Source organism: Frigoribacterium sp. PhB116 (genome assembly GCF_004364285.1).
Taxonomy (GTDB): Bacteria; Actinomycetota; Actinomycetes; order Actinomycetales; family Microbacteriaceae; genus Frigoribacterium.
This window is the reverse complement of record NZ_SOBE01000001.1, coordinates 795,783-815,511: the sequence shown is the minus strand read 5'-3', so window position 1 is coordinate 815,511 and position 19,729 is coordinate 795,783. Positions and strand designations below refer to the sequence as shown.

Sequence of the window (19,729 nt, the reverse complement as noted above, 5' to 3'; positions counted from 1 at the left end):
GCGCGAGCTCCGTCGGCGTCTGCCGCGGCGCTCCCACCCGACCGGGATGGCGGCACGGAGGGAGAAAACAACGTGCGTTTCATCATCGCTGTCGTCGTCGTCGTGCTCGCGGCGCTGATGGTGGCCCTCGGGTTCGCCCAGCGCACGGTGTTCGCGCCTCCGTCGAGCGTCTCGTCCTCGGTGTCGACCAGCTCCTCCGAGGCGACCGTCACCGTCGTCCCCGCCAGCGCCCTGCACGGGCGCGAGGGGCGTCAGGCAGTCTCGATCGACGGAGCCGACACGGCGTTCGCGGCCACCGGCCGCACCTCCGACGTGCTCGGCTGGGTCGGCGACGCCGACTACAACCTCGTCGAGTGGGACGCGGACGCGGGCGAGCTGACGACCCGCACGGTCGCCGGCGACGAGACGGCGGTGCCCGACCCGGCCGACTCCGACCTCTGGTACGACCAGTACAGCGGCAGCCCCCTGACCTTCTCCCTGGACGCGCCAGACGACGTGTCGCTCGTCGTCGTCTCGGACGGGACCGCGCCGGCCCCTGCGGACCTCGCGGTCACCTGGCCGCTCTCCCAGGCGACCCCCACCGCCGGTCCGTTGATCGTGGGCGGCCTCCTGACGCTGCTGATCGGCGTGCTCCTCTACATCTGGGCGATCGTGCACCACCGCCGGACCCGCGGCCCCCGCCGCACCTCCAGCGACGGCTCGCGCCCGAAGCTCTCCCGGCCGTCCCGCCGCCGCGCGCTCAAGGCGGGGACCCCCGAGTCGATCGACGCCTCGGCGTCGTCCGGCGCGCGTCGCGGCCGGACGCGCCGATCGGTCGCCGTCGTGCCCGTCCTCCTCGTCGGCTCGCTGGCCCTCGCCGGCTGCTCCGCCGACTACTGGCCGGCCCCCGCCGAGGGCGCGGGCGCGAGCTCGTCCGCGACGGCGACCCCGACGGCCACCCCGACCGACGGCGCCGACGCCGAGGACGACGCCCCGAGCGTGCAGCCCCCGGTCGTCACGGTCGCCCAGGCCGAGCGGATCGTCGAGCGCATCGCGGCGGTCGCGGCGCAGGCGGACGGCGCGCTCGACGCCGCGCTGGCCGAGACGCGGTTCACCGGTCCCGCGCTCCAGCAGCGCCAGGCCGACTACGTCATCCGGGCGAAGGACGCCGCGGCCGCCGGCCCCCTGGCCATCCCCGCCGGCGACGTGACCCTCACGCTGCCCCAGCAGTCCGACACGTGGCCGCGCACCCTCTTCACGGTCGTCCAGGACGCCGACGCGACGAAGGCGCCCGTCGCCCTGACGCTGCTCCAGGAGACGGCTCGCGACCCGTACAAGGTCGAGTACGCCCAGTCGCTGGAGGCGCAGGCCACCCTGCCGACGGTCGCGCCCGCCACCATCGGGGCCGCGAGGCTCGCACCGGACGTCAAGCTCCTCACCCTGCGGCCGGACCAGCTCGCCGAGGCCTACGGCGACATCCTCCGCAACGGCGACGAGAGCCAGTGGGCACCGCAGTTCCAGGGCGAGGGCGACACGCTGCGGGACAAGATCGGCAAGGCCTACAAGGACGCGAAGCGGACGGCCCTGCCGACCACCGCCTCCATCGAGTTCTCGTCGACCCCCGTCGAGGACGACGCGGTGGCCTTCGCGACGAACGACGCCGGGGCGCTCGTCTCGGTGGCGCTGAACGAGGTCGAGACGGTCAAGCCGACCGCCGAGGGCGCGAGCGTCGAGCCGCAGGGCGTCGTCAAGTCCCTGCTCGGCCTCGACACGTCCAAGAAGGGCATCGAGGCGACCTACGGTGTCCAGTTGTTGTTCCAGGTGCCTCCCGTGGGCAGCGACGACAAGATCGTCCTGCTCGGCTTCAGCCAGGCACTCATCCAAGCGAAGGAGCTGCCGTGACCGGCCTTCCCCCCGTCCCCGCCGGCCTCCGAGGGGCGGTCGACCTGTCGTCCCTCGTCAACCGGCCCGCACCGTCCGCCGCTGGCGCTCCTGCGCAGCCGACGGCACCCGGCCAGCCTGCCGGCGCCCCGGGCGCCGCCGTCGCGGTCCCCGCGCTCGTCGTCGACGCGACCGACGCGACCTTCTCCCAGGTGCTCGAGCTGAGCAACACGGTCCCCGTGATCGTCGACCTCTGGGCCGAGTGGTGCGGGCCGTGCAAGCAGCTCTCGCCCGTCCTCGACAAGCTCGTGGCCGAGTACGCGGGCCGCCTGCTGCTCGTCAAGGTCGACGTCGACGCGAACCCCCAGCTGACCGAGGCGTTCCAGGCGCAGTCGATCCCCGCGGTGGCTGCCGTCATCGGTGGTCGGCCCGTGCAGCTGTTCGTGGGCGCGCTGCCCGAGGCTCAGGTGCGCGACGTGTTCGAGCAGGTGCTCCAGCTGGCCGCCCAGAACGGCGTCACCGGGACGGCCGTGGTCGACGGTGCCGCGGCCTCCGAGGACGGCCAGACGCCCGAGCCCGAGCCCCTGCCGCCGCACCACCAGGACGCCTACGACGCGATCGACCGGGGCGACTACGACGCGGCGATCACCGCCTACCGCACGGCCATCGCCCAGGACCCGCGCGACCAGCTGGCCGTCGCGGGCCTCGCCCAGGTGTCGCTGATCGCCCGCCTGCAGGGCGTGACGATCGCCGACGTCCGTGGCGCGGCCGCCGCGGCGCCGACCGACGTCGACGCCCAGCTGGCCGTGGCCGACCTCGACGTCAGCGGCGGCCACGTCGACGACGCCTTCGACCGCGTGCTGACGGTCTTCCCGTCGCTCGACGCGGCCGGCAAGGACGCAGCCCGCACCCGCCTCCTCGACTACTTCGAGATCGTGGGGCTGGACGACCCCCGCGTCGCCGCCGCCCGGCGTCGGTTGACGATGCTGCTGTACTGATCCGCAGCGTGCACGAAGGGCCCCGACGACCAGGTCGTCGGGGCCCTTCGCGCACGTCGCCCCGGGGGAGGAGCGACGCGGCCGCTCAGCGGCGGAGCTTCAGCCAGACGACACCGAGCGGCGGCAGCTGGACGTCCGCGGAGGCGGGACGCCCGGCCCACGGGCTGTCGACCGCCGTGACGGCGCCGAAGTTGCCGACGCCCGAGCCGCCGTAGATCGTCGCGTCGGTGTTCAGCACCTCGTCCCACGTGCCGGCCTCCGGCAGGCCGAAGCGCATGCGCTGCGGCTGGCCGGAGAAGTTCGCCAGCACGGCGAGCGAGTCGCCCGAGCCCGACTTGCGGAGGAACGCGACCACGCTCTGCTCGCCGGCACCGCCGTCGATCCACTCGAAGCCCTCGGTGTCGAAGTCATGGGCCCAGAGTGCGCTCTCGGACTTGTACACCTGGTTCAGTCGGCTGACGAGGTCGAAGACCTGCTGGTGCTGCGGTCGGTCGAGCACCGACCAGTCGAGGCCGAGCTCCTGGCTCCACTCCGTCGGCTGGCCGAACTCGGATCCCATGAAGAGCAGCTGCTTGCCAGGGTGCCCCCACATGTAGGCGAGGTACGCGCGGAGGTTCGCGCGCTTCTGCCAGTCGTCGCCGGGCATCTTCTCGAAGAGCGAGCCCTTGCCGTACACGACCTCGTCGTGGCTGATCGGCAGCATGAAGTTCTCGCTCCACGCGTAGTGGAACGAGAAGGTGATCTCGCCGTGGTGGTACGAGCGGTACAGCGGGTCCTTCTCGACGTAGTCGAGGGTGTCGTGCATCCAGCCCATGTTCCACTTGAGGCCGAAGCCGAGGCCGCCCTCGCTGGTGGGTCGCGAGACGCCGGGCCAGCTGGTCGACTCCTCGGCGATCATCACGATGCCGGGGTGTCGGCGGTAGGCCGTGGCGTTGGTCTCCTGCAGGAACGAGATCGCCTCGGTGGCCTCGCGGCCCCCGTGCTCGTTCGGCAGCCACTGGCCGTCGTCGCGGCTGTAGTCGAGGTAGAGCATCGAGGCCACGGCGTCGACGCGGAGGCCGTCGACGTGGAACTCCTCGAACCAGTACAGCGCGTTCGCGACCAGGAAGTTCCGCACCTGCGAGTCGCCGAAGTTGAAGACGTAGGTGCCCCAGTCGGGCTGCTCGCCACGACGCGGGTCGGAGTGCTCGTAGACGCTGCGGCCGTCGAAGCGGCCGAGCGCCCACTCGTCCTTCGGGAAGTGGCCGGGAACCCAGTCGACGATCACGCCGATGCCGGCCTGGTGCAGCCGGTCGATCAGGTAGCGCAGGTCGTCGGGGGAGCCCCAGGTGCTCTGCGGCGCGTAGTAGCCCGTGACCTGGTAGCCCCACGAGCCGCCGAACGGGTGCTGGGCGAGCGGCATGAACTCGACGTGCGTGAAGCCGAGCGCGGTGACGTAGTCGACGAGCGGGTCGGCCAGCTCGCGGAACCCGAGGCCGGGCTTCCACGAGCCGACGTGCAGCTCGTAGACGCTCATCGGGCCGGCGTGCTGGTCGCTCGCCGCACGGCGCTCGAGCCAGGCGTCGTCGCCCCAGTCGTGACCGGCCTCGGTGATGACGGAGGCGGTGGCCGGGGGGACCTCGGCGCGTCGGGCCATCGGGTCGGCCCGCTCGACCCACTCGCCGTCGGGCGTGAGGATCTGGTACTTGTACGAGCCCTGGTCGACGCCGGGGACGAACAGCTCCCACACGCCGTTGTCGTCCAGGCGGCGCATCGCGTGACGGTCGCCCCACCAGCCGTTCAGGTCGCCGACGACGCGGACCGCCTGCGCGTGCGGGGCCCAGACGGCGAAGGAGGTGCCGCGGACGCCCTCGTGCTCGCGCACGTGGCTGCCCAGCACGGTCCAGAGCTGCTCGTGACGGCCCTCGCCGAAGAGGTAGAGGTCGAGGTCGCCGACGGTGGGGGAGAACCGGTACGGGTCGTCGGCGACCCAGGGGGCGCCTCCGTCGTACTCGGCGGTCACCTGGTAGCCGCCGAGCGGCGCCGGGGCGACGCCCTGCCACAGCCCGTGCGCGTGGTGCTCGAGGACGACGGCCTCGCCGGAGGCGCCCGTCACGCTGACGGAGCCGGCGAGCGGACGGACGACGCGCACGACCGTGACCCCGTCGACGGTGTGCTCGCCGAGGACGGCGTGCGGGTGGGCGTGGCGGCCCTCGGCCGCGGCCAGCACCTCGGCGTCGTCGAGCACGGGGAGCTGCGGGGCCGACGCCGTGGGCTCGCGGCGCACGTCGGGAGGAGTCGGGTCCTCGTGCATGAGCGTGCGCTCATCGGCTGGCTCGGCCGGCTCGGCCGGGCTCGCCGGTCCGAGGTCGAGGACGGGGCGCTCCTCGGTCGGGACCGGGGCGGGCACGGGCGAGGCCAGGAGCGGCTCGTCGGCCTCCGCCGGGTCGGACGGCTCGTCGGGGTCGTCGGCGGTGGACGGCTCGTCGGGCTCGGCGCTCGTGGACAGCTCGTCGGGCTCGTGGCTCTTGGACAGCTCGTCGGGCTCGTGGTTCGTTGCCGGCTCCTCCGCGGGGAGCGGGGGCTCGGCCGTGACGGGCGGGTCGTTCTCGTCGGCCACCGAGGTGACCGGCTCGGCGGCGACGGGCTCGGCAGCGGCGTGCTCGGGTGCGACCGGCTCGGCGACGACGGGCTCTGCGGCTGCAGGCTCGGGCTGGACGGGCTCGCGGCGGTCGTCGTCTCGGGAGGAGCCGTGGCGGGAGAAGATGCTCATGGTGGGTCGCCTTCCTACGGCGCTCGGGTGAGGTCGACGGACAGCACGTGCACGGGCTCGACGAAGGCGTCGAGGCGCACGTAGTTGTCGTCGCCCCAGGTCCACGACTGGCCGGTGATGAGGTCGCGGACCGTGTACGTGCCGCCGGGCACGAGCCCGAACTTCGTCACGTCGAGGTGCACGGTGGTCTCGCGGGCCGAGTGGGGGTCGACGTTGGCGACGACGATGATCGCGTCGGCGCGGCCGCTGCGCGTGTGCGCCCGCGACAGGTACTTCGAGTAGACGAGGACGGCGTCGTCGTCGCTCGAGTGCAGGTCGAGGTTGCGGAGCTGGCGGAGGGCCGGGTGCGAGCTGCGGATGCGGTTGAGCTGGGTCAGGTAGGGGGCGAGGGTCGCGCCCTCCGCCTCCGCGCCGGCCCAGTCGCGCGGCTTGTACTCGTACTTCTCGTTGTCGATGTTCTCTTCCGAGCCCGGGCGGGCGACGTCCTCGAAGAGCTCGTAGCCCGAGTAGACGCCCCAGGTCGGTGACGCCGTCGCGGCGATCGCGGCCCGCACCTTGTACGCCGGGCGACCGCCGTACTGCAGGTAGGGGGTGAGGATGTCGTGGGTGTTGACGAACAGGTTCGGGCGCAGCCAGGCGCTCGTCTCCTTCGACAGCTCGTCGAGGTACTCCTCGAGCTCCCACTTCTCGTTGCGCCAGGTGAAGTACGTGTACGACTGGTGGAAGCCGACGCGGGCGAGCGCCTGCATCATGGCCGGCTTGGTGAAGGCCTCGGAGAGGAACACCACCTCGGGGTTCGTCTGCCGCACCTCGTGCAGCAGCCACTCCCAGAAGCGGACCGGCTTCGTGTGCGGGTTGTCGACGCGGAAGATCGTGACGCCGAGCTCGATCCAGTGCCGCACGATGCGCAGCACCTCGCGGCTGACGCCCTCGTAGTCGTTGTCGAAGTTCAGGGGGTAGATGTCCTGGTACTTCTTCGGCGGGTTCTCGGCGTAGGCGATCGTGCCGTCGGGCAGCGTCGTGAACCACTCGGGGTGCTCGGTGACCCACGGGTGGTCGGGCGAGCACTGCAGAGCCAGGTCGAGCGCCAGCTCGAGGCCCGTGTTCTTGGCGGTGTCGACGAACCAGCGGAAGTCGGCGAGCGTGCCGAGGTCGGGGTGCACCGCGTCGTGGCCGCCGTCGGGCGAGCCGATCGCGTAGGGCGAGCCCGGGTCGTTCGGCCCGGCGGTGAGCGTGTTGTTCGGCCCCTTGCGGAACGTCGTGCCGATGGGGTGCACGGGCGGGATGTAGAGCACGTCGAAGCCCATCCGCGAGATGGCGGGGAGGCGGCGGGCGGCGGTGCGGAACGTCCCGCTCTTCCACGTGCCGTCGGGCAGCTTCTTGGCGCCCTCGCTGCGGGGGAAGAACTCGTACCAGCTGCCGACCGCGGCGCGGCTGCGCTCGACGCGCAGCTCCTCGGGGGCGCTGCGCGTGACCAGGCTGGCCATCGGCTTCGCGGCGAAGACGGCGGCGAGGCGCGCGTCGGTCGCGACGCGGAGTCGCGAGCCGGGCGAGAGCGCCTCGTTGGCGAGGGCCTTCGCGGCGTCCCGCACGAGGGTCGTGTCGGGGTAGCCGGGGGCGGCGGCGGCGAGGAGGCGGCTGCCGAGCGCGAAGGTGACCTCGACGTCCAGCTCGGCCGGGACCTTGATCTCGGCGGTGTGCAGCCAGGTCGCCCAGTCGTCGGTGTACGCCTCGACCTGCCAGGTCCAGTCGCCCTCCGTCTCGAGCTGCACCTCCGTCGTCCAGCGGTCGGTGCCGGGCAGGCCCGCGACGAGCGGGTGCCGGGACTCGGACCCGGAGGGGTCGGTCAGGACCAGGTCGGCGCCGACGACGTCGTGCCCCTCGCGGAAGACGGTCGCGCCGAAGGGCACGACCTCTCCGGCGAAGGCCTTCGTCGGGAAGTCCCGGTCGGGGGTGGTCGGGGAGAGCGCCGTGACGGGGATCCGCCCGACTCTGGGTTCGTATGCTGTCGCCACGGGGGCGACGCTACCCGGTCTGGAGGCCCCGCGTACCGCCTCCCTCGGGGACGGCGGGGGCGGCCGGGTGGAGTGCGACGCCCAGCCGGCGACGAACCCCCTGGCCCCTCAACTGGGTGGATGCGATCGCATCGAATTGTCTTGTCCGCCATCAGGGGGACCAGTACAGTCGGATCTGTCGACGCGGCCTGCCCGCCCGGGGTGCGATCCGCCCCGAGAGCCCGGCGCCCTCGACACGCTCGTCAGCACGACGGGCACCGTCCTGCCGTCACCCCGGTCGATCGCCGTGGGTGCCGTCACGGGACGCTGCTGCAGCGCGCCCGGACCCGGCCCGAACCGGTCCGGTCGCCGGCAGCGGCCCCCGCTCGCCCTGATCGCCGTGCCCCGCGGACTCAGCCGGCGAGCAGGCGGACGACGAGCACCGCGACCACGACGATCGCGAGGTTGAGCGCGATCGTCAGCCGGAACGACGATTGGAACGACCGCTTGCGGTTCTTGTGCCGCAGCCGCCGCTGCGCCACGATCGCGCCCGGCCAGCCTCCAGCGAGGCCGAGCGTCAGCAGCGTGCGCTCGGGCACCCGACGGGCCCCTCGCCGGGCGGCCCGCTTGTCGAGCGCGTAGACGAGGACGGTCACGCCGTTGAGCGCGAGCAGCGCCGCGGCGACGGCCACGACGGCCCAGAGGGTCGTGGGGTCCGTCATGCTGGCCGGGTCGGTCACGGTGGCCAGGTCAGTCGCGGGCGATCGGCAACAGCCGCGCCCCGGTGGCGCGCACCAGGTCGTCGGGGGCGATCTCGAGGTCGAGCCCGCGCCTCCCGGCGCTGACGAAGACGCTGTCGAATGAGGCGGCGCTCGCGTCGACGACGGTCGCCAGCGTCGTGCGCTGCCCCACCGGGCTGATGCCGCCCACGACGTAGCCGGTCCGCCGCTCGGCCACGGCAGGGTCGGCGAGCCGGGCCTTCTTCGCGCCGACCGCGGCGGCGAGTGCCTTGAGGTCGAGCCGCCGGGCGACCGGCACGACCGCCACGACGAGCTCGTCGTCGGCAGAGGCCACGAGCGTCTTGAACACGCGGTCCTCCGACAGGCCCAGCTCGGCCGCCGCCTCCTCGCCGAAGTTCGTCGCGGTGTCGTGGTGCTCGTAGGCGTGCGCCGTGAACGGGACGCCCGCCGCGGTCAGGGCGACCGTCGCCGGGGTGCCGGCGCCCGACGGCGCGCGGTGGCTGCTGCCGCGGCTGCCGCTGCTGCGGCCTTCGCTCATGGCACGGCCCGGAAGATCACGACCGTGGGGCCCGACACCAGCACCTCGTCGCCCGGCTCGAGGGGGTTCAGCTCGGCGGAGTCGTCGCTCGACCAGAGCGGCTCCCAGCCGGCGACGCCCTCGGCGGGGGCGAGCCGCACGGACGCCGACGACTCGGCTCCGTGCACCAGCACGAGCACCGTGTTCGGGGCCTCGTGCTCGGGTGTCGACCGGGCCACGTACTGCAGGGTGCGGACGTCCGGGTCCTCCCACTCGTCCTGCCGCATCTCGGCGCCGGACGCGTCGGCCCAGGTGATGTCGTTGGCGCTGAGGGTGCAGGCGCCCTCGAGGCCGAAGCGGATCGGACGCAGCGCGGGGTTCTCCCGGCGGATCCGCGCGAGCGCGGCCACGTCGTCGTGGATTCCCTGCTGCCAGGGCTGCGTCGCCCAGTCGACCCAGGTCAGCTCGCTGTCCGTGCAGTAGCCGTTGTTGTTGCCGCGCTGGGTGCGGCCGCGCTCGTCACCGGCCGTCAGCATGGGCACTCCCGCCGAGACGAAGAGGGTCCCCAGCAGGTTCCGCATCGAGCGGCGTCGCGCGTCGCTGATCCACGGGTTGTCGCTGTGGCCCTCGACGCCGTGGTTGAACGAGCGGTTGTCGTCGGTGCCGTCGCGGTTCTGCTCGCCGTTGCTCAGGTTGTGCTTGGCGTCGTGCGAGACGAGGTCGAGCAGGGTGAAGCCGTCGTGAGCGGTGACGAAGTTGAGCCCGGCGAGCGGCCCGCGGTCGTGCGCGAAGACGTTGCTCGACCCGCTCAGCTTCGAGGCGAAGCTGCCGACGCCGGTCGGGGGAGTGCCCTGCGCCCTGGCGGTCGAGACGTCGGTCAGCCAGAAGTCGCGGGCCCGGTTGCGGAACCGGTCGTTCCACTCGATCCACCCGTCGGGGAACGCGCCGGTCTGCCATCCGCCGGCGCCGACGTCCCACGGCTCGGCGACCATCTTGACGCCCGCCAGGGCCGGGTCGGAGACGATGTCGTGCAGCAGCCGGTGCTCGGGGTCGAAGACGTGGCCCGCGTCGCGGCCGAGCGTCGCGGCGAGGTCGAAGCGGAAGCCGTCGATCTGCATCTCGTTCGCCCAGTAGCGCAGCGAGTCCAGCACGAGGCGGTGCGCGGCAGGGTGGCTCGTGTCGAGCGAGTTGCCGCAGCCGGTGACGTCGACGGGGCGGCCCTCGGAGTCGTGCCGGTAGTAGGCGGTCGAGTCGAGGCCGCGGAGGCTCGTGACGGGCCCGCCGTCCTCGCCCTCTTCTGCGGTGTGGTTGTAGACGACGTCGAGCCAGACCTCGATGCCCGCCTCGTGCAGCAGACGGACCATGCCCTTGAACTCGCGCACGACAGCGGAGGCGCCCGCCAGCTGGGCGTCGCGGCTCGCATAGGCGGCGTGCGGCGCGAAGTAGGACAGCGTGTTGTAGCCCCAGTAGTTCTCGAGGCCCTGCGCGACGAGGCGCTGCTCGTCGACGTGCTGGTGCACCGGCAGCAGCTGGAGGGCGGTGACGCCGAGGCCCTTCAGGTAGGCGATGGTCGTGTCGGCGGCGAGCCCGGCGTAGGTGCCGCGCAGCTCGTCGGGGACGAACGGCGCGAGCCGGGTCAGGCCGCGGACGTGGGCCTCGTAGACGACCACCCGGTCGAGCGGGGTGCGCGGCTTCTCGATGCCGCCCCAGTCGAACGACTCGTCGATCACGGTGGTGCGGTGCTCGCCGCGGCCTGTCCGGCCGAGGCCGCGGGCATAGGGGTCGAGCAGGGCGGGCGGTTCGACGCCGTCGGCACGGGCCGTGTCGCCCGCCGTCCCGTCGGCGTGGTCGGCCCCGTCGACGCGGAGCCAGTAGCGCCGGCCCGGCGTCAGCGCCGCGTCGGTCGCGCTCCACACGTCGTGCTCGTCGCAGGTCAGGGGGACGACCCGGTCGTGCGGCGCGTCGTCGATCACGACCTCGAGGCGCTCGGCGGACGACGAGAAGACGCGGAGCGTCGGCCCGTCCGGCCCCTGGCGCACTCCGAGGTCGGCGAGGGGGTCGATGTCGGGCACGGGACCTACAGTAGATGAGGGCCGACACGGGCCCGCGACGAGGGTCGGCACGGCCCTCGCGCCGACCGAACGACCGACCGACAGGAGGCGCCCCCATCGTCGTCTACCTCGACCACGCGGCGACGACGCCGATGCACCCCGCGGCGATCGCCGCGTACGCCGCGGCCCTCGGCACGGTCGGCAACCCCTCGTCGATCCACTCCGCCGGCCAGGGCGCCAAGCGCGTGCTGGAGGAGGCACGCGAGCGCGTCGCCGCCTCCCTCGGCTGCGAGCCGATCGAGGTCGTCTTCACCTCCGGCGGCACCGAGTCCGTGAACCTCGGGGTCAAGGGCCTCTGGTGGGCGAGGCAGGCCGACCGGCCGCGCCCGCGCCTCCTCGTGCCCGCCGGCGAGCACCACGCCACCGTCGACGCGGTCGAGTGGCTCGAGCGGCACGACGGCGCCGTCGTCACCTGGCTCCCGCTCGACGAGCACGGCCGGCTCGAGGTCGACGCGCTCGCGGCAGCCCTCGACGAGCACGACGACGTCGCCCTGGTCAGCCTGCTCTGGGCCAACAACGAGGTCGGCACGCTGCAGCCCGTCGACGAGGTCGTGGCGCTCGCCGCCGCCCACGGCGTCCCCGTGCACTGCGACGCGGTGGCCGCGTACGGCCAGGTGCCGATCGACTTCCGCTCGAGCGGCCTCGCCGCCCTGAGCGTGTCCGCGCACAAGATCGGCGGTCCGATCGGCATCGGCGCCCTCGTGCTCGCCCGCACGGCGACCGTCGAGCCGCTGATCCACGGGGGCGGCCAGCAGCGCCAGGTGCGCTCGGGCACCCAGGACGGCCCGGCCGCGGTCGCCTTCGCCGTCGCCGCCGAGCAGCCGCACCACGCGTACGAGCCGCTGCGCGACCGCCTGGTCGCGGGGGTGCAGGCCGCCGTCCCGTCGGCGGTGCTGCGCGGCGATCCGGTCGACCGCCTCCCCGGCAACGCGCACTTCACGTTCCCCGGCTGCGAGGGCGACTCGCTGCTGTTCCTCCTCGACGCGGCCGGCGTCGCGGTGTCGACGGGGTCCGCCTGCCAGGCGGGCATCCCCGAGGCGTCGCACGTCCTGCTCGCGATGGGCCTCACCGACGAGGAGGCGCGGGGCGCGCTCCGCATGACGGTCGGGCACACGAGCACGGAGGCCGACGTCGACGCGCTGCTCGCCGCGCTGCCGGGCGCGGTCGCCCGCGCGACCAGGGCCGGCTACGCCGCGCACGCGCCCGCGACCTTCGCCCGCTAGCGCGCGCGCCCGCGCCCGCGCCCGAACGATGTGACGCGTCGAGGGGGTGCGCCGCCCGAGCACTCCTCCGTGGCGTCACATCGATGTGCTGCCGTGGGTCGCGCACAGGAGACGGGGCAGAGCGTTCGCCCACAGGGCGGTCGACGTGCCGTCGACGGCGACGCGCACGAGGTGGATCCTCGCGTCATGCGACGCCGTCCCCTTCCGCCCGAGCTCGTGAGGCGCCCGTTCTCGACGTCCGCCGCCCGCCGTGCAGGCGTCTCCGCCGATCGACTGCAGGCGCGAGACCTGTCGTCGCCGCATCGCGGCGTGCGGACGACCGCGGACACGCAACCGTCGCTCCTCGTGGAACGGTGCCTCGAACTCCTCCCCGTCCTCCGGGACGACGAGTCGTTCGCGCACGTGACGGCTCTGGCGCTCTGGGACGTCCCCCTCCCGCATCGACTCGCCACGGAGCCACTGCATGTCGCCTGCGTCGAGTCCCGGCAGAGCCGTCGTCCCGGAGTCCGCGGGCACCGGTTCCCGAGCGACGCGCCGCGTCTGCTCGGCGACCTGCCCGTGGCCTCGCCCGTGGCGGCGATGATCCAGGCGGCTCGCGAGCTGTCCCTCGACGAGCTCGTCGAGGTCGGCGACTCACTCGCAGGGACCTGGTCGCAGCACCCGGTGGCGAGGGGGATCCCCGTGGCAGAGCTGTCGGCTGCCGCAGCCGACGCCCGCGGTCGCCCGGGAATCGGCCGTCTCCGGGATGCCCTGCAGCTCGTGAGGCCCCGGGTCGACTCGCGCCGGGAGACCATGCTGAGGCTGCTCGTCATCAGGGCGGGCCTGCCGGAGCCGGACGTCAACCTGAAGAAGTTCGGCGCTGACGGCTCGTACGTCGGCAAGCCGGACCTGAGCTACGAGGGGGCGAAGCTCGCCCTCGAGTTCCAGGGAGACCACCACCGCCTCGACCGCGAGACGTGGCGGCGGGATCTCCGCAGGCGAGAGCGCTTCGAGGACGCCGGCTGGCGGGTGGTCCTGGTGAGCGACGACGATCTGGTCGGCAGAGCCGCCGTGGAGCTCATCTCCCGGGTCCGCGCGCACCTCCGCCGATCTGGATGACGCTTTCGAGGGATGAGCGGAGTCCTGATGCCTCCGACGCGTCACATGGTCGCGAACAGGAGGGAGGGCAGCAGACTGGGGCGATGCAGATCTACTCGGCGTCGAACGCCGTCCGTGCCCGCCAGGTCGCCGGCGACGTCGTCGCCGTCGGGCTCGTCGTGGTGTTCGTGGCGCTCGGGCTCGCCGTCGCCGCCTTCGTCGGCGGCCTCGCCGAGCTGGGGCGCCAGATCGAGGAGGCGGGGGCCGGCTTCCAGGGGACGATGGACGACGCCTCGCGCGTCCTGGGCGGCATCCCGCTGCTGGGCGGCGCCGCGTCGGCGCCGTTCGACGGGGCGGCCGGAGCCGGCCAGACGCTCGTCGACGCGGGCCGCCAGCAGCAGGACGACGTGGGGCGCGCCGCGCTCGTGGCCGGGCTGCTGGTCGGCGGGCTGCCGAGCACCGTGGTGCTGTGGGTCTGGCTGCGCGGGCGCGTCGCGTTCGTGCGTCGCGCCTCCTCGGTGCGGGGGCTGCTCGCCCTGCCCGGGGGAGAGGACCTGCTCGCCCTGCGTGCCCTCACCGGACGCGACGCCCGCGCGGCGCTCGCCGTCTCGCCCGACCCCGTCGCGTCATGGCGGGCGGGCGACCCGGTCGTGGTCCGCCGCCTCGCCGACGTGGCGCTCCGCGAGGCCGGCGTCGCGCGACCCCGGTAAGCTCGACCACCATGATCGCACTGGACTTCTCTGAGCAGATTGCCGCCCTCCGGGCCACGTTCGAGGACATCCGGGCCGTGATCGGGCAAGACCGTCTCGTCGCCGAGATCGCCCAGCTCAGCGAGCAGGCGTCGGCGCCCGACCTCTGGGACGACACGGAGAACGCGCAGAAGATCACGAGCGCGCTCAGCCACCGCCAGGCCGAGCTCGAGAAGCTCGAGACCACCGAGCAGCGCCTCGACGACCTCGGCGTCCTGGTCGAGATGGCCAACGACGGCGACGACCAGGAGTCCGCCGACGAGGCACAGGTCGAGCTCAAGGCCCTGCAGAAGATGATGGACACGCTCGAGGTGCAGACGCTCCTCGACGGCGAGTACGACCCGCGGCCCGCGGTCATCACCATCCGTGCGGGGGCCGGCGGCGTCGACGCGGCCGACTTCGCCGAGATGCTGCTCCGCATGTACCTGCGCTACGCCGAGAAGCACGGCATGGCGGCCACGGTGATGGACACGAGCTACGCCGAGGAGGCCGGCATCAAGAGCGCGACCTTCGAGATCGACGCGCCCTACGCCTTCGGCACCCTCAGCGTCGAGGCCGGCACGCACCGCCTCGTCCGGATGAGCCCCTTCGGCGCCGCAGGCAAGCGCCAGACGAGCTTCGCCGCGGTCGAGGTCATCCCGCTGATGGAGGAGACGGAGGCGGTCGAGATCCCCGAGAACGACATCCGCGTCGACGTCTTCCGGTCGTCGGGCCCCGGCGGCCAGAGCGTCAACACGACCGACTCGGCCGTCCGCCTCACCCACATCCCGACTGGCACCGTCGTCTCGATGCAGAACGAGAAGAGCCAGATCCAGAACCGGGCCGCGGCGATGCGCGTGCTGCAGTCGCGCCTCCTCCTGTTGCAGAAGGAGGCGGAGAACGCGAAGAAGAAAGAGCTCGCCGGCAACATCACGGCCAGCTGGGGCGACCAGATCCGCAGCTACGTCCTCGCGCCGTACCAGATGGTGAAAGACCTGAGGAGCGAGCACGAGGTCAACAACCCGTCGAACGTGTTCGACGGCGACCTCGACGGCTTCATCTCGGCGGGCATCCGCTGGCGCAAGCGCGACGACGACTGAGCCAGGCGCGAACGAGGCGCGGGGGAGTCATGGAGGAGGCGCGGTGCGCGACAGCACCGCGCCTCCTCCGCGCTCTCCCAGCGCTTCCATAGGCCCGTTCGAGGGGCGAGTCGCGACCGCGATCGGAACAGCCCGCGCTTAGGGTGATCCCCGTCATGATCCGTTTTGATGAAGTCACCAAGGTGTATTCCGGCAACCCCCGGCCGGCACTGAACTCGGTCACCCTCGAGATCCTCAAGGGCGAGTTCGTGTTCCTCGTCGGCGCCTCCGGCTCCGGCAAGTCCAGCTTCCTGCGCCTCGTGCTCAAGGAGGAGAAGCCCTCCAAGGGCCAGATCCACGTGCTCGGGCAGAAGCTCGGCGTGCTCTCGAGCCGCAAGGTCCCGTACTTCCGCCGCAACCTCGGGGTGGTCTTCCAGGACTTCCGCCTGCTGCCGCAGAAGAGCGTGTTCGACAACGTCGCCTTCAGCCTGCAGGTGATCGGCAAGAGCAAGGGCTTCATCCAGGAGGCGGTCCCCGACGTCCTGAAGATGGTCGGCCTGGTGGGAAAGCAGCAGCGCCTGCCGCACGAGCTCTCCGGCGGCGAGCAGCAGCGCGTGGCCATCGCCCGCGCCATCGTCAACAAGCCCTCGATCCTGTTGGCCGACGAGCCGACGGGAAACCTCGACCCCTCGACCAGCGCCGGCATCATGACGCTGCTCGAGCGGATCAACGCCGGCGGCACCACCGTGATCATGGCGACGCACGACGCCGGCATCGTCGACCAGATGCAGCGCCGCGTGATCGAGCTGTCGGCGGGCAACATCCTCCGCGACGAGCGCCACGGCGGTTACCAGACGCAGGCGGTGCCCATCCAGGCCATCGGTGTCGAAGACCTCAGCCTGAGGGGAGCGGACGAATGAGACTCGGACTCGTCCTCAGCGAGGTCGGCAGCGGCCTCCGGCGCAACGTCTCGATGGTCGTCGCGGTCGTGCTCGTCACGTTCATCTCGCTGACCTTCGTCGGCACCGCGGCCCTGCTCCAGCTGCAGATCAACCAGATGAAGGGCTACTGGTACGACAAGGCCCAGGTGGCCGTCTACCTCTGCACCGAGACCGACACGACCGGCAACTGCACGGGCGCCAAGGCCACGCAGGACCAGATCGACGGCGTCGAGGCCCAGCTCAGCAGCCAGGTGCTCGCGCCGTTCGTCGACCGGTCGTACTTCGAGACCCAGGACGAGGCCTACGACCGCTTCACGACCCAGTTCGCGGACAGCCCCGCGACCGAGTTCGTCCAGCCCTCGTACCTCAACGAGACGTTCTGGGTGAACCTCAAGGACCCGACGCAGTCGGACGTCCTCACCGAGAGCCTCTCGAGCCTCGCCGGCGTGCAGAGCGTCGTCGACCAACGGGGCTACCTCGACCCGATCTTCTCGGTGCTCAACGCCGCGAGCTACACGGCCATCGGCATCGCGGTGCTGATGCTCATCGCGGCGGTGCTGCTGATCGCCACCACCATCCGCCTCAGCGCCTTCAGCCGACGGCGAGAGCTCGGCATCATGCGGCTGGTGGGCGCGTCGAACAGGTTCATCCAGACCCCGTTCATCCTCGAGGGCGTGATCGCCGCGTTGGTGGGCTCGGTGCTGGCGGGCGGCGCCCTGATCGCGATCGTCAACTTCTTCGTCAAGGGCTACCTCGTGACGACCTTCGCGTCGACCCCGTTCATCGGGCTGCGCGAGACGGCGATCGTCGTGCCGGTGGTGGTCGTGATCGGCATCGCCCTGGCGGCGCTGTCGGCGAACGTCGCCATCAGGCGCTACCTCAAGGTCTAGCGACGCCGAGGGCCGTGACACCCCGACGAGCGGGTCCATGAAGGAGGCGCGGTGCAGGTCAGCCTGCACCGCGCCTCCTTCGTCGTCGGGCTGTGTAGACTGACAGGCTGCCTGATCGCGGGCAGACCACCACACGAACGACCGGAGGCACAGCGTGGCGAAAGAACGCGGCGAGAAGGTCGTGGCCACCAACCGTCGGGCGCGCCACGATTACCTGATCGAGGACACCTACGAGGCGGGCATCGTGCTGAGCGGCACCGAGGTCAAGTCGCTGCGGCAGGGGCGTGCGTCGCTCGTCGACGGCTACGCCTTCGTCGACGCCGGCGAGGCCTGGCTCGACGCGGTGCACATCCCCGAGTACACCGAGGGCACCTGGAACAACCACGCGCCCCGGCGCAAGCGCAAACTGCTGCTGCACAAGCAGCAGATCGTCAAGATCGGGCAGAAGACGAAGGAGGGCGGCTTCACGGTCATCCCCCTCAAGATCTACTTCAGCGACGGCCGGGCGAAGGTCGAGATCGCGGTCGCCAAGGGCAAGCGCGAGTACGACAAGCGGCAGACCCTGCGCGAGCGCACGGCGACCCGTGAGGCGCAGTCGGCGATGTCGGCCCGGAAGCACCTGGGCGAGTAGAACCGTCCCGCCCGGCGGAGTAGACTCGTCCACAGCGACAACGGTTCTTCATAGATCAACAGAGTGTGACAACGGCCCCCTCACGGGGATGATCGGTTTCGACATCGCCTGTGTGCGAACGAGAAGCGGGCCGAGGATCCAGGGTTATCTCGTAAACGATCTCTGGAAAACAATAAGTGCCAATAACAAGCGCACTGACTTCGCTCTCGCTGCGTAAGCAGTAGAGCCACATGGAGTCCGTCAGTCTGGTGACCGCCTTCTAACCAGAGCCTGACGTCATCTAGAGGGCTTGCTGCGTGACTACGCCTGAGGGTCACGCGGGACTTTCACTCGGGCTGGGCTCGTCGACCTAGAAGCCAGTAGCGAAGGTCGGGGCCGAGCAGAACGTCTCATCTGGCTACGCCCGTAGAATGCGTGCAATCTCAGCGATGGACGGGGGTTCAATTCCCCCCATCTCCACCACCAGGTCGTTGTCACACTTTGTTCCGTCGTCGCGACGTCGAAGGCCCCCTCCCATCTCGGGAGGGGGCCTTCGTCGTTCCGTGGGCGCACGGCCCGCTGCACACCGCAAGGCAGCCCGCAGGAGGCGCGGTGCCAGAACACGAGGAAGGCCCCGACCGTGCGGTCAGGGGCCTTCTCCGTGTGCGTGGTGCGGTGCTACTCCGAGTCGGTGACCGACAAGGGGGCGAGGCGCGCACGGCGACGAGCCGCGAACGCGAGGCCGGCGCCGGCGAGGGTCAGGGCAGCGCCCAGGCCGATCGCGAGGCCCTGGTCGTCCGAGCCGGTGTAGGCGAGGCCGCCCGGGGAACGGACGGGGGTGACGGCAGCGGCGACCGCGGTGGCGGCGACGACGCTGAAGTCGACCGAGTTCGAATCGCCGGAGATGCCGGTCAGGACGCCGTCGGCGTCGACCGTGAACGCGAAGGCGACGACGGTGAAGCTGCCGGCCTCGACGTTGCGGAGGGTGGTGGTCCAGTTGCCTGCCGCGTCGACGACGATGCTCTCGTCGGCGATGGCCTCGTCGAAGGCAGCGGACGACTCAGGCGTCTGGCCCTTGGGGAAGACCACGTAGGCGATGTTGTCGCCCGGCGTGCCGGTGCCCGAGATGACGACGTCGGAACCGACGATGACCTGGTCGGGGATCGGCGAGGTGATGACCGGAGGGGCGAGCACGGTCGGGGTGACCGGGACGGCCGCGACGGCGGGCAGGGTGAAGGCACGCGTCACGGTGTTGTCGAAGCCGCTGCCGCCGACGAAGCCGCTGACCGTGACGGTCTGCGCGACGGGGGCGGTGTCGGAGTAGGTGACGACGATCGACCAGGTCGAGCCGCTGCCGAGGTTCTGACGGCCGAGCTCACCGGTCGGGCCGTTCACGACGACCGTGGAGCCGACGGGCGCCGTGCCCGAGAACGTCACGGTGCGGCTCGCGGTCGTGGAGCCCGCGACGGGGCTGTCGAGTGCGACCACCTTGGCGGGGGCCGGCGCGACGACGGGCGCCGGGATCGAGAACGCACGGGTCACGGGGGTGATGCCGCTGCCGCCGAGGGTGCCGTTCACGGTGACCGACTGGGCCGCCGCCGACGTGTCGGCGTAGGTGTACGTGATCGCGTACGACGTGGCGTTGCCGAGGTTCTGGCGTCCGAGCTCGCCCGAGGCGTTGCTCACGACGACCGTCGAGCCCTCGGACGCGGTGCCCGAGAAGGTGACGGTGCGCGTGTCGAGCACCTGGGCCTCCGTCGGGGTCGCGACGGTGAGGAACTTCGAGATGGGGAGGCGGAAGGCCACCGTCTTGGCGTCCGAGAAGCCGCTGCCGCCGGCGATGCCGTCGACGAAGACGCTCTGTCGCGAGGACACGGTCTCCGCGTAGGCAGGCAGGTCGACGGTGAAGGCACCGGTGGTGCGGTCGGTCGTCGCCGAGCCGAGGAGGGTGGTGCGCGTCGTGTCGCTGAAGACACGGATCGACGAGCCGGCGACGGCCGAGCCCACGATGTCCACGTCACGGGAGGTCGTGGTCGCCCCCTCCGCAGGGCTCGTGACGACGAGGTCGCCGACAGCGGCGGAGGCGGCGGTGGAGGTGAGGAGGACCCCACCGAGGGCGAGCGAGAGCGCAGCCGGAACGGCTAGCGCGCGACGCCAAGAGAACTTGGTGATCACGTACCTGGTGCTTTCTGTAGGAGATGGAGCGACA

Annotated in this window: 15 protein-coding genes and 1 other RNA gene; 10 read left to right on the top strand and 6 right to left on the bottom strand. The window is 71.9% G+C overall.

Going from position 1 to position 19,729, the window contains the following annotated elements; all coding sequences use genetic code 11:
• Positions 1 to 72 precede the first annotated feature (72 nt).
• Together EDF20_RS03650 and EDF20_RS03645 are read left to right on the top strand one after the other, a co-directional pair.
• Positions 73 to 1,881 carry a hypothetical protein gene (locus EDF20_RS03650; RefSeq protein WP_123546421.1) on the top strand — a complete coding sequence of 603 codons (1,809 nt, stop codon included), beginning with the start codon at positions 73 to 75 and terminating at the stop codon, positions 1,879 to 1,881.
• Positions 1,878 to 2,858 (top strand): tetratricopeptide repeat protein, encoded by a 981-nt coding sequence (locus EDF20_RS03645; protein ID WP_133737728.1) that lies wholly within the window; start codon positions 1,878 to 1,880, stop codon positions 2,856 to 2,858. Before EDF20_RS03650 ends, EDF20_RS03645 begins: the two co-directional genes overlap by 4 nt.
• 85 nt (positions 2,859 to 2,943) lie before the next feature.
• Here the strand turns inward: EDF20_RS03645 and glgB are convergent, their stop codons facing one another.
• From glgB to glgX, 5 genes are all read right to left on the bottom strand, one after another.
• Positions 2,944 to 5,151, bottom strand: coding sequence for a 1,4-alpha-glucan branching protein GlgB (gene glgB / locus EDF20_RS03640; protein ID WP_133738097.1), 2,208 nt, complete (start codon positions 5,149 to 5,151; stop codon positions 2,944 to 2,946).
• Positions 5,152 to 5,624: 473 nt separating this feature from the next.
• A complete protein-coding gene (locus tag EDF20_RS03635; RefSeq protein ID WP_133737727.1) occupies positions 5,625 to 7,625 on the bottom strand; it encodes an alpha-1,4-glucan--maltose-1-phosphate maltosyltransferase in 2,001 nt (666 codons plus the stop codon).
• A 392-nt stretch (positions 7,626 to 8,017) separates the two neighbouring features.
• Complete coding sequence (locus tag EDF20_RS03630) at positions 8,018 to 8,344, bottom strand: DUF1294 domain-containing protein (protein ID WP_199732313.1); 327 nt, start codon at positions 8,342 to 8,344, stop codon at positions 8,018 to 8,020.
• 10 nt (positions 8,345 to 8,354) lie between these two features.
• Positions 8,355 to 8,882, bottom strand: coding sequence for a Cys-tRNA(Pro) deacylase (gene ybaK, locus EDF20_RS03625; protein ID WP_133737726.1), 528 nt, complete (start codon positions 8,880 to 8,882; stop codon positions 8,355 to 8,357).
• A complete protein-coding gene (gene glgX / locus EDF20_RS03620) occupies positions 8,879 to 10,933 on the bottom strand; it encodes a glycogen debranching protein GlgX (RefSeq protein ID WP_133737725.1) in 2,055 nt (684 codons plus the stop codon). Before glgX ends, ybaK begins: the two co-directional genes overlap by 4 nt.
• A gap of 95 nt (positions 10,934 to 11,028) precedes the next feature.
• Between glgX and EDF20_RS03615 the strand changes: the two genes are divergently transcribed.
• The 8 genes from EDF20_RS03615 to ssrA all read left to right on the top strand — a co-directional run bounded on the left by EDF20_RS03615 (position 11,029) and on the right by ssrA (position 18,003).
• Complete coding sequence (locus EDF20_RS03615) at positions 11,029 to 12,195, top strand: cysteine desulfurase family protein (RefSeq protein ID WP_133738096.1); 1,167 nt, start codon at positions 11,029 to 11,031, stop codon at positions 12,193 to 12,195.
• A gap of 558 nt (positions 12,196 to 12,753) precedes the next feature.
• Complete coding sequence (locus EDF20_RS03610) at positions 12,754 to 13,293, top strand: hypothetical protein (protein ID WP_133737724.1); 540 nt, start codon at positions 12,754 to 12,756, stop codon at positions 13,291 to 13,293.
• 83 nt (positions 13,294 to 13,376) lie between these two features.
• The gene (locus EDF20_RS03605; protein ID WP_133737723.1) at positions 13,377 to 13,982 is read left to right on the top strand and encodes a hypothetical protein; all 606 of its coding nucleotides are present in this window, start codon (positions 13,377 to 13,379) and stop codon (positions 13,980 to 13,982) included.
• 11 nt (positions 13,983 to 13,993) lie between these two features.
• Positions 13,994 to 15,100: a peptide chain release factor 2 gene (gene prfB, locus EDF20_RS03600; protein WP_123546412.1), complete on the top strand. Its 1,107-nt coding sequence runs from the start codon at positions 13,994 to 13,996 to the stop codon at positions 15,098 to 15,100.
• A 155-nt stretch (positions 15,101 to 15,255) separates the two neighbouring features.
• Complete coding sequence (gene ftsE, locus EDF20_RS03595; protein WP_123547268.1) at positions 15,256 to 15,999, top strand: cell division ATP-binding protein FtsE; 744 nt, start codon at positions 15,256 to 15,258, stop codon at positions 15,997 to 15,999.
• Complete coding sequence (gene ftsX, locus EDF20_RS03590; RefSeq protein ID WP_133737722.1) at positions 15,996 to 16,910, top strand: permease-like cell division protein FtsX; 915 nt, start codon at positions 15,996 to 15,998, stop codon at positions 16,908 to 16,910. The genes ftsE and ftsX overlap by 4 nt, the downstream gene beginning before the upstream one ends.
• Before the next feature lie 154 nt (positions 16,911 to 17,064).
• Positions 17,065 to 17,541 carry an SsrA-binding protein SmpB gene (smpB, locus tag EDF20_RS03585; RefSeq protein WP_123546410.1) on the top strand — a complete coding sequence of 159 codons (477 nt, stop codon included), beginning with the start codon at positions 17,065 to 17,067 and terminating at the stop codon, positions 17,539 to 17,541.
• A gap of 84 nt (positions 17,542 to 17,625) precedes the next feature.
• Positions 17,626 to 18,003: a transfer-messenger RNA gene (ssrA, locus tag EDF20_RS03580) on the top strand.
• Positions 18,004 to 18,198: 195 nt separating this feature from the next.
• On the opposite strand, the gene EDF20_RS03575 is transcribed toward ssrA, so the two are convergent.
• A complete protein-coding gene (locus EDF20_RS03575) occupies positions 18,199 to 19,695 on the bottom strand; it encodes a hypothetical protein (RefSeq protein ID WP_133737721.1) in 1,497 nt (498 codons plus the stop codon).
• Positions 19,696 to 19,729: the final 34 nt, after the last annotated feature.

Bases quoted from the DNA above. Each gene is read 5' to 3' on its own strand.
- ftsX (WP_133737722.1), top strand. From the start codon at position 15,996: ATGAGACTCGGACTCGTCCTCAGCGAGGTCGGCAGCGGCCTCCGGCGC.
- EDF20_RS03605 (WP_133737723.1), top strand. From the start codon at position 13,377: ATGCAGATCTACTCGGCGTCGAACGCCGTCCGTGCCCGCCAGGTCGCC.
- ftsE (WP_123547268.1), top strand. From the start codon at position 15,256: ATGATCCGTTTTGATGAAGTCACCAAGGTGTATTCCGGCAACCCCCGG.
- ybaK (WP_133737726.1), bottom strand. From the start codon at position 8,882: ATGAGCGAAGGCCGCAGCAGCGGCAGCCGCGGCAGCAGCCACCGCGCG.
- glgB (WP_133738097.1), bottom strand. From the start codon at position 5,151: ATGCACGAGGACCCGACTCCTCCCGACGTGCGCCGCGAGCCCACGGCG.
- prfB (WP_123546412.1), top strand. From the start codon at position 13,994: ATGATCGCACTGGACTTCTCTGAGCAGATTGCCGCCCTCCGGGCCACG.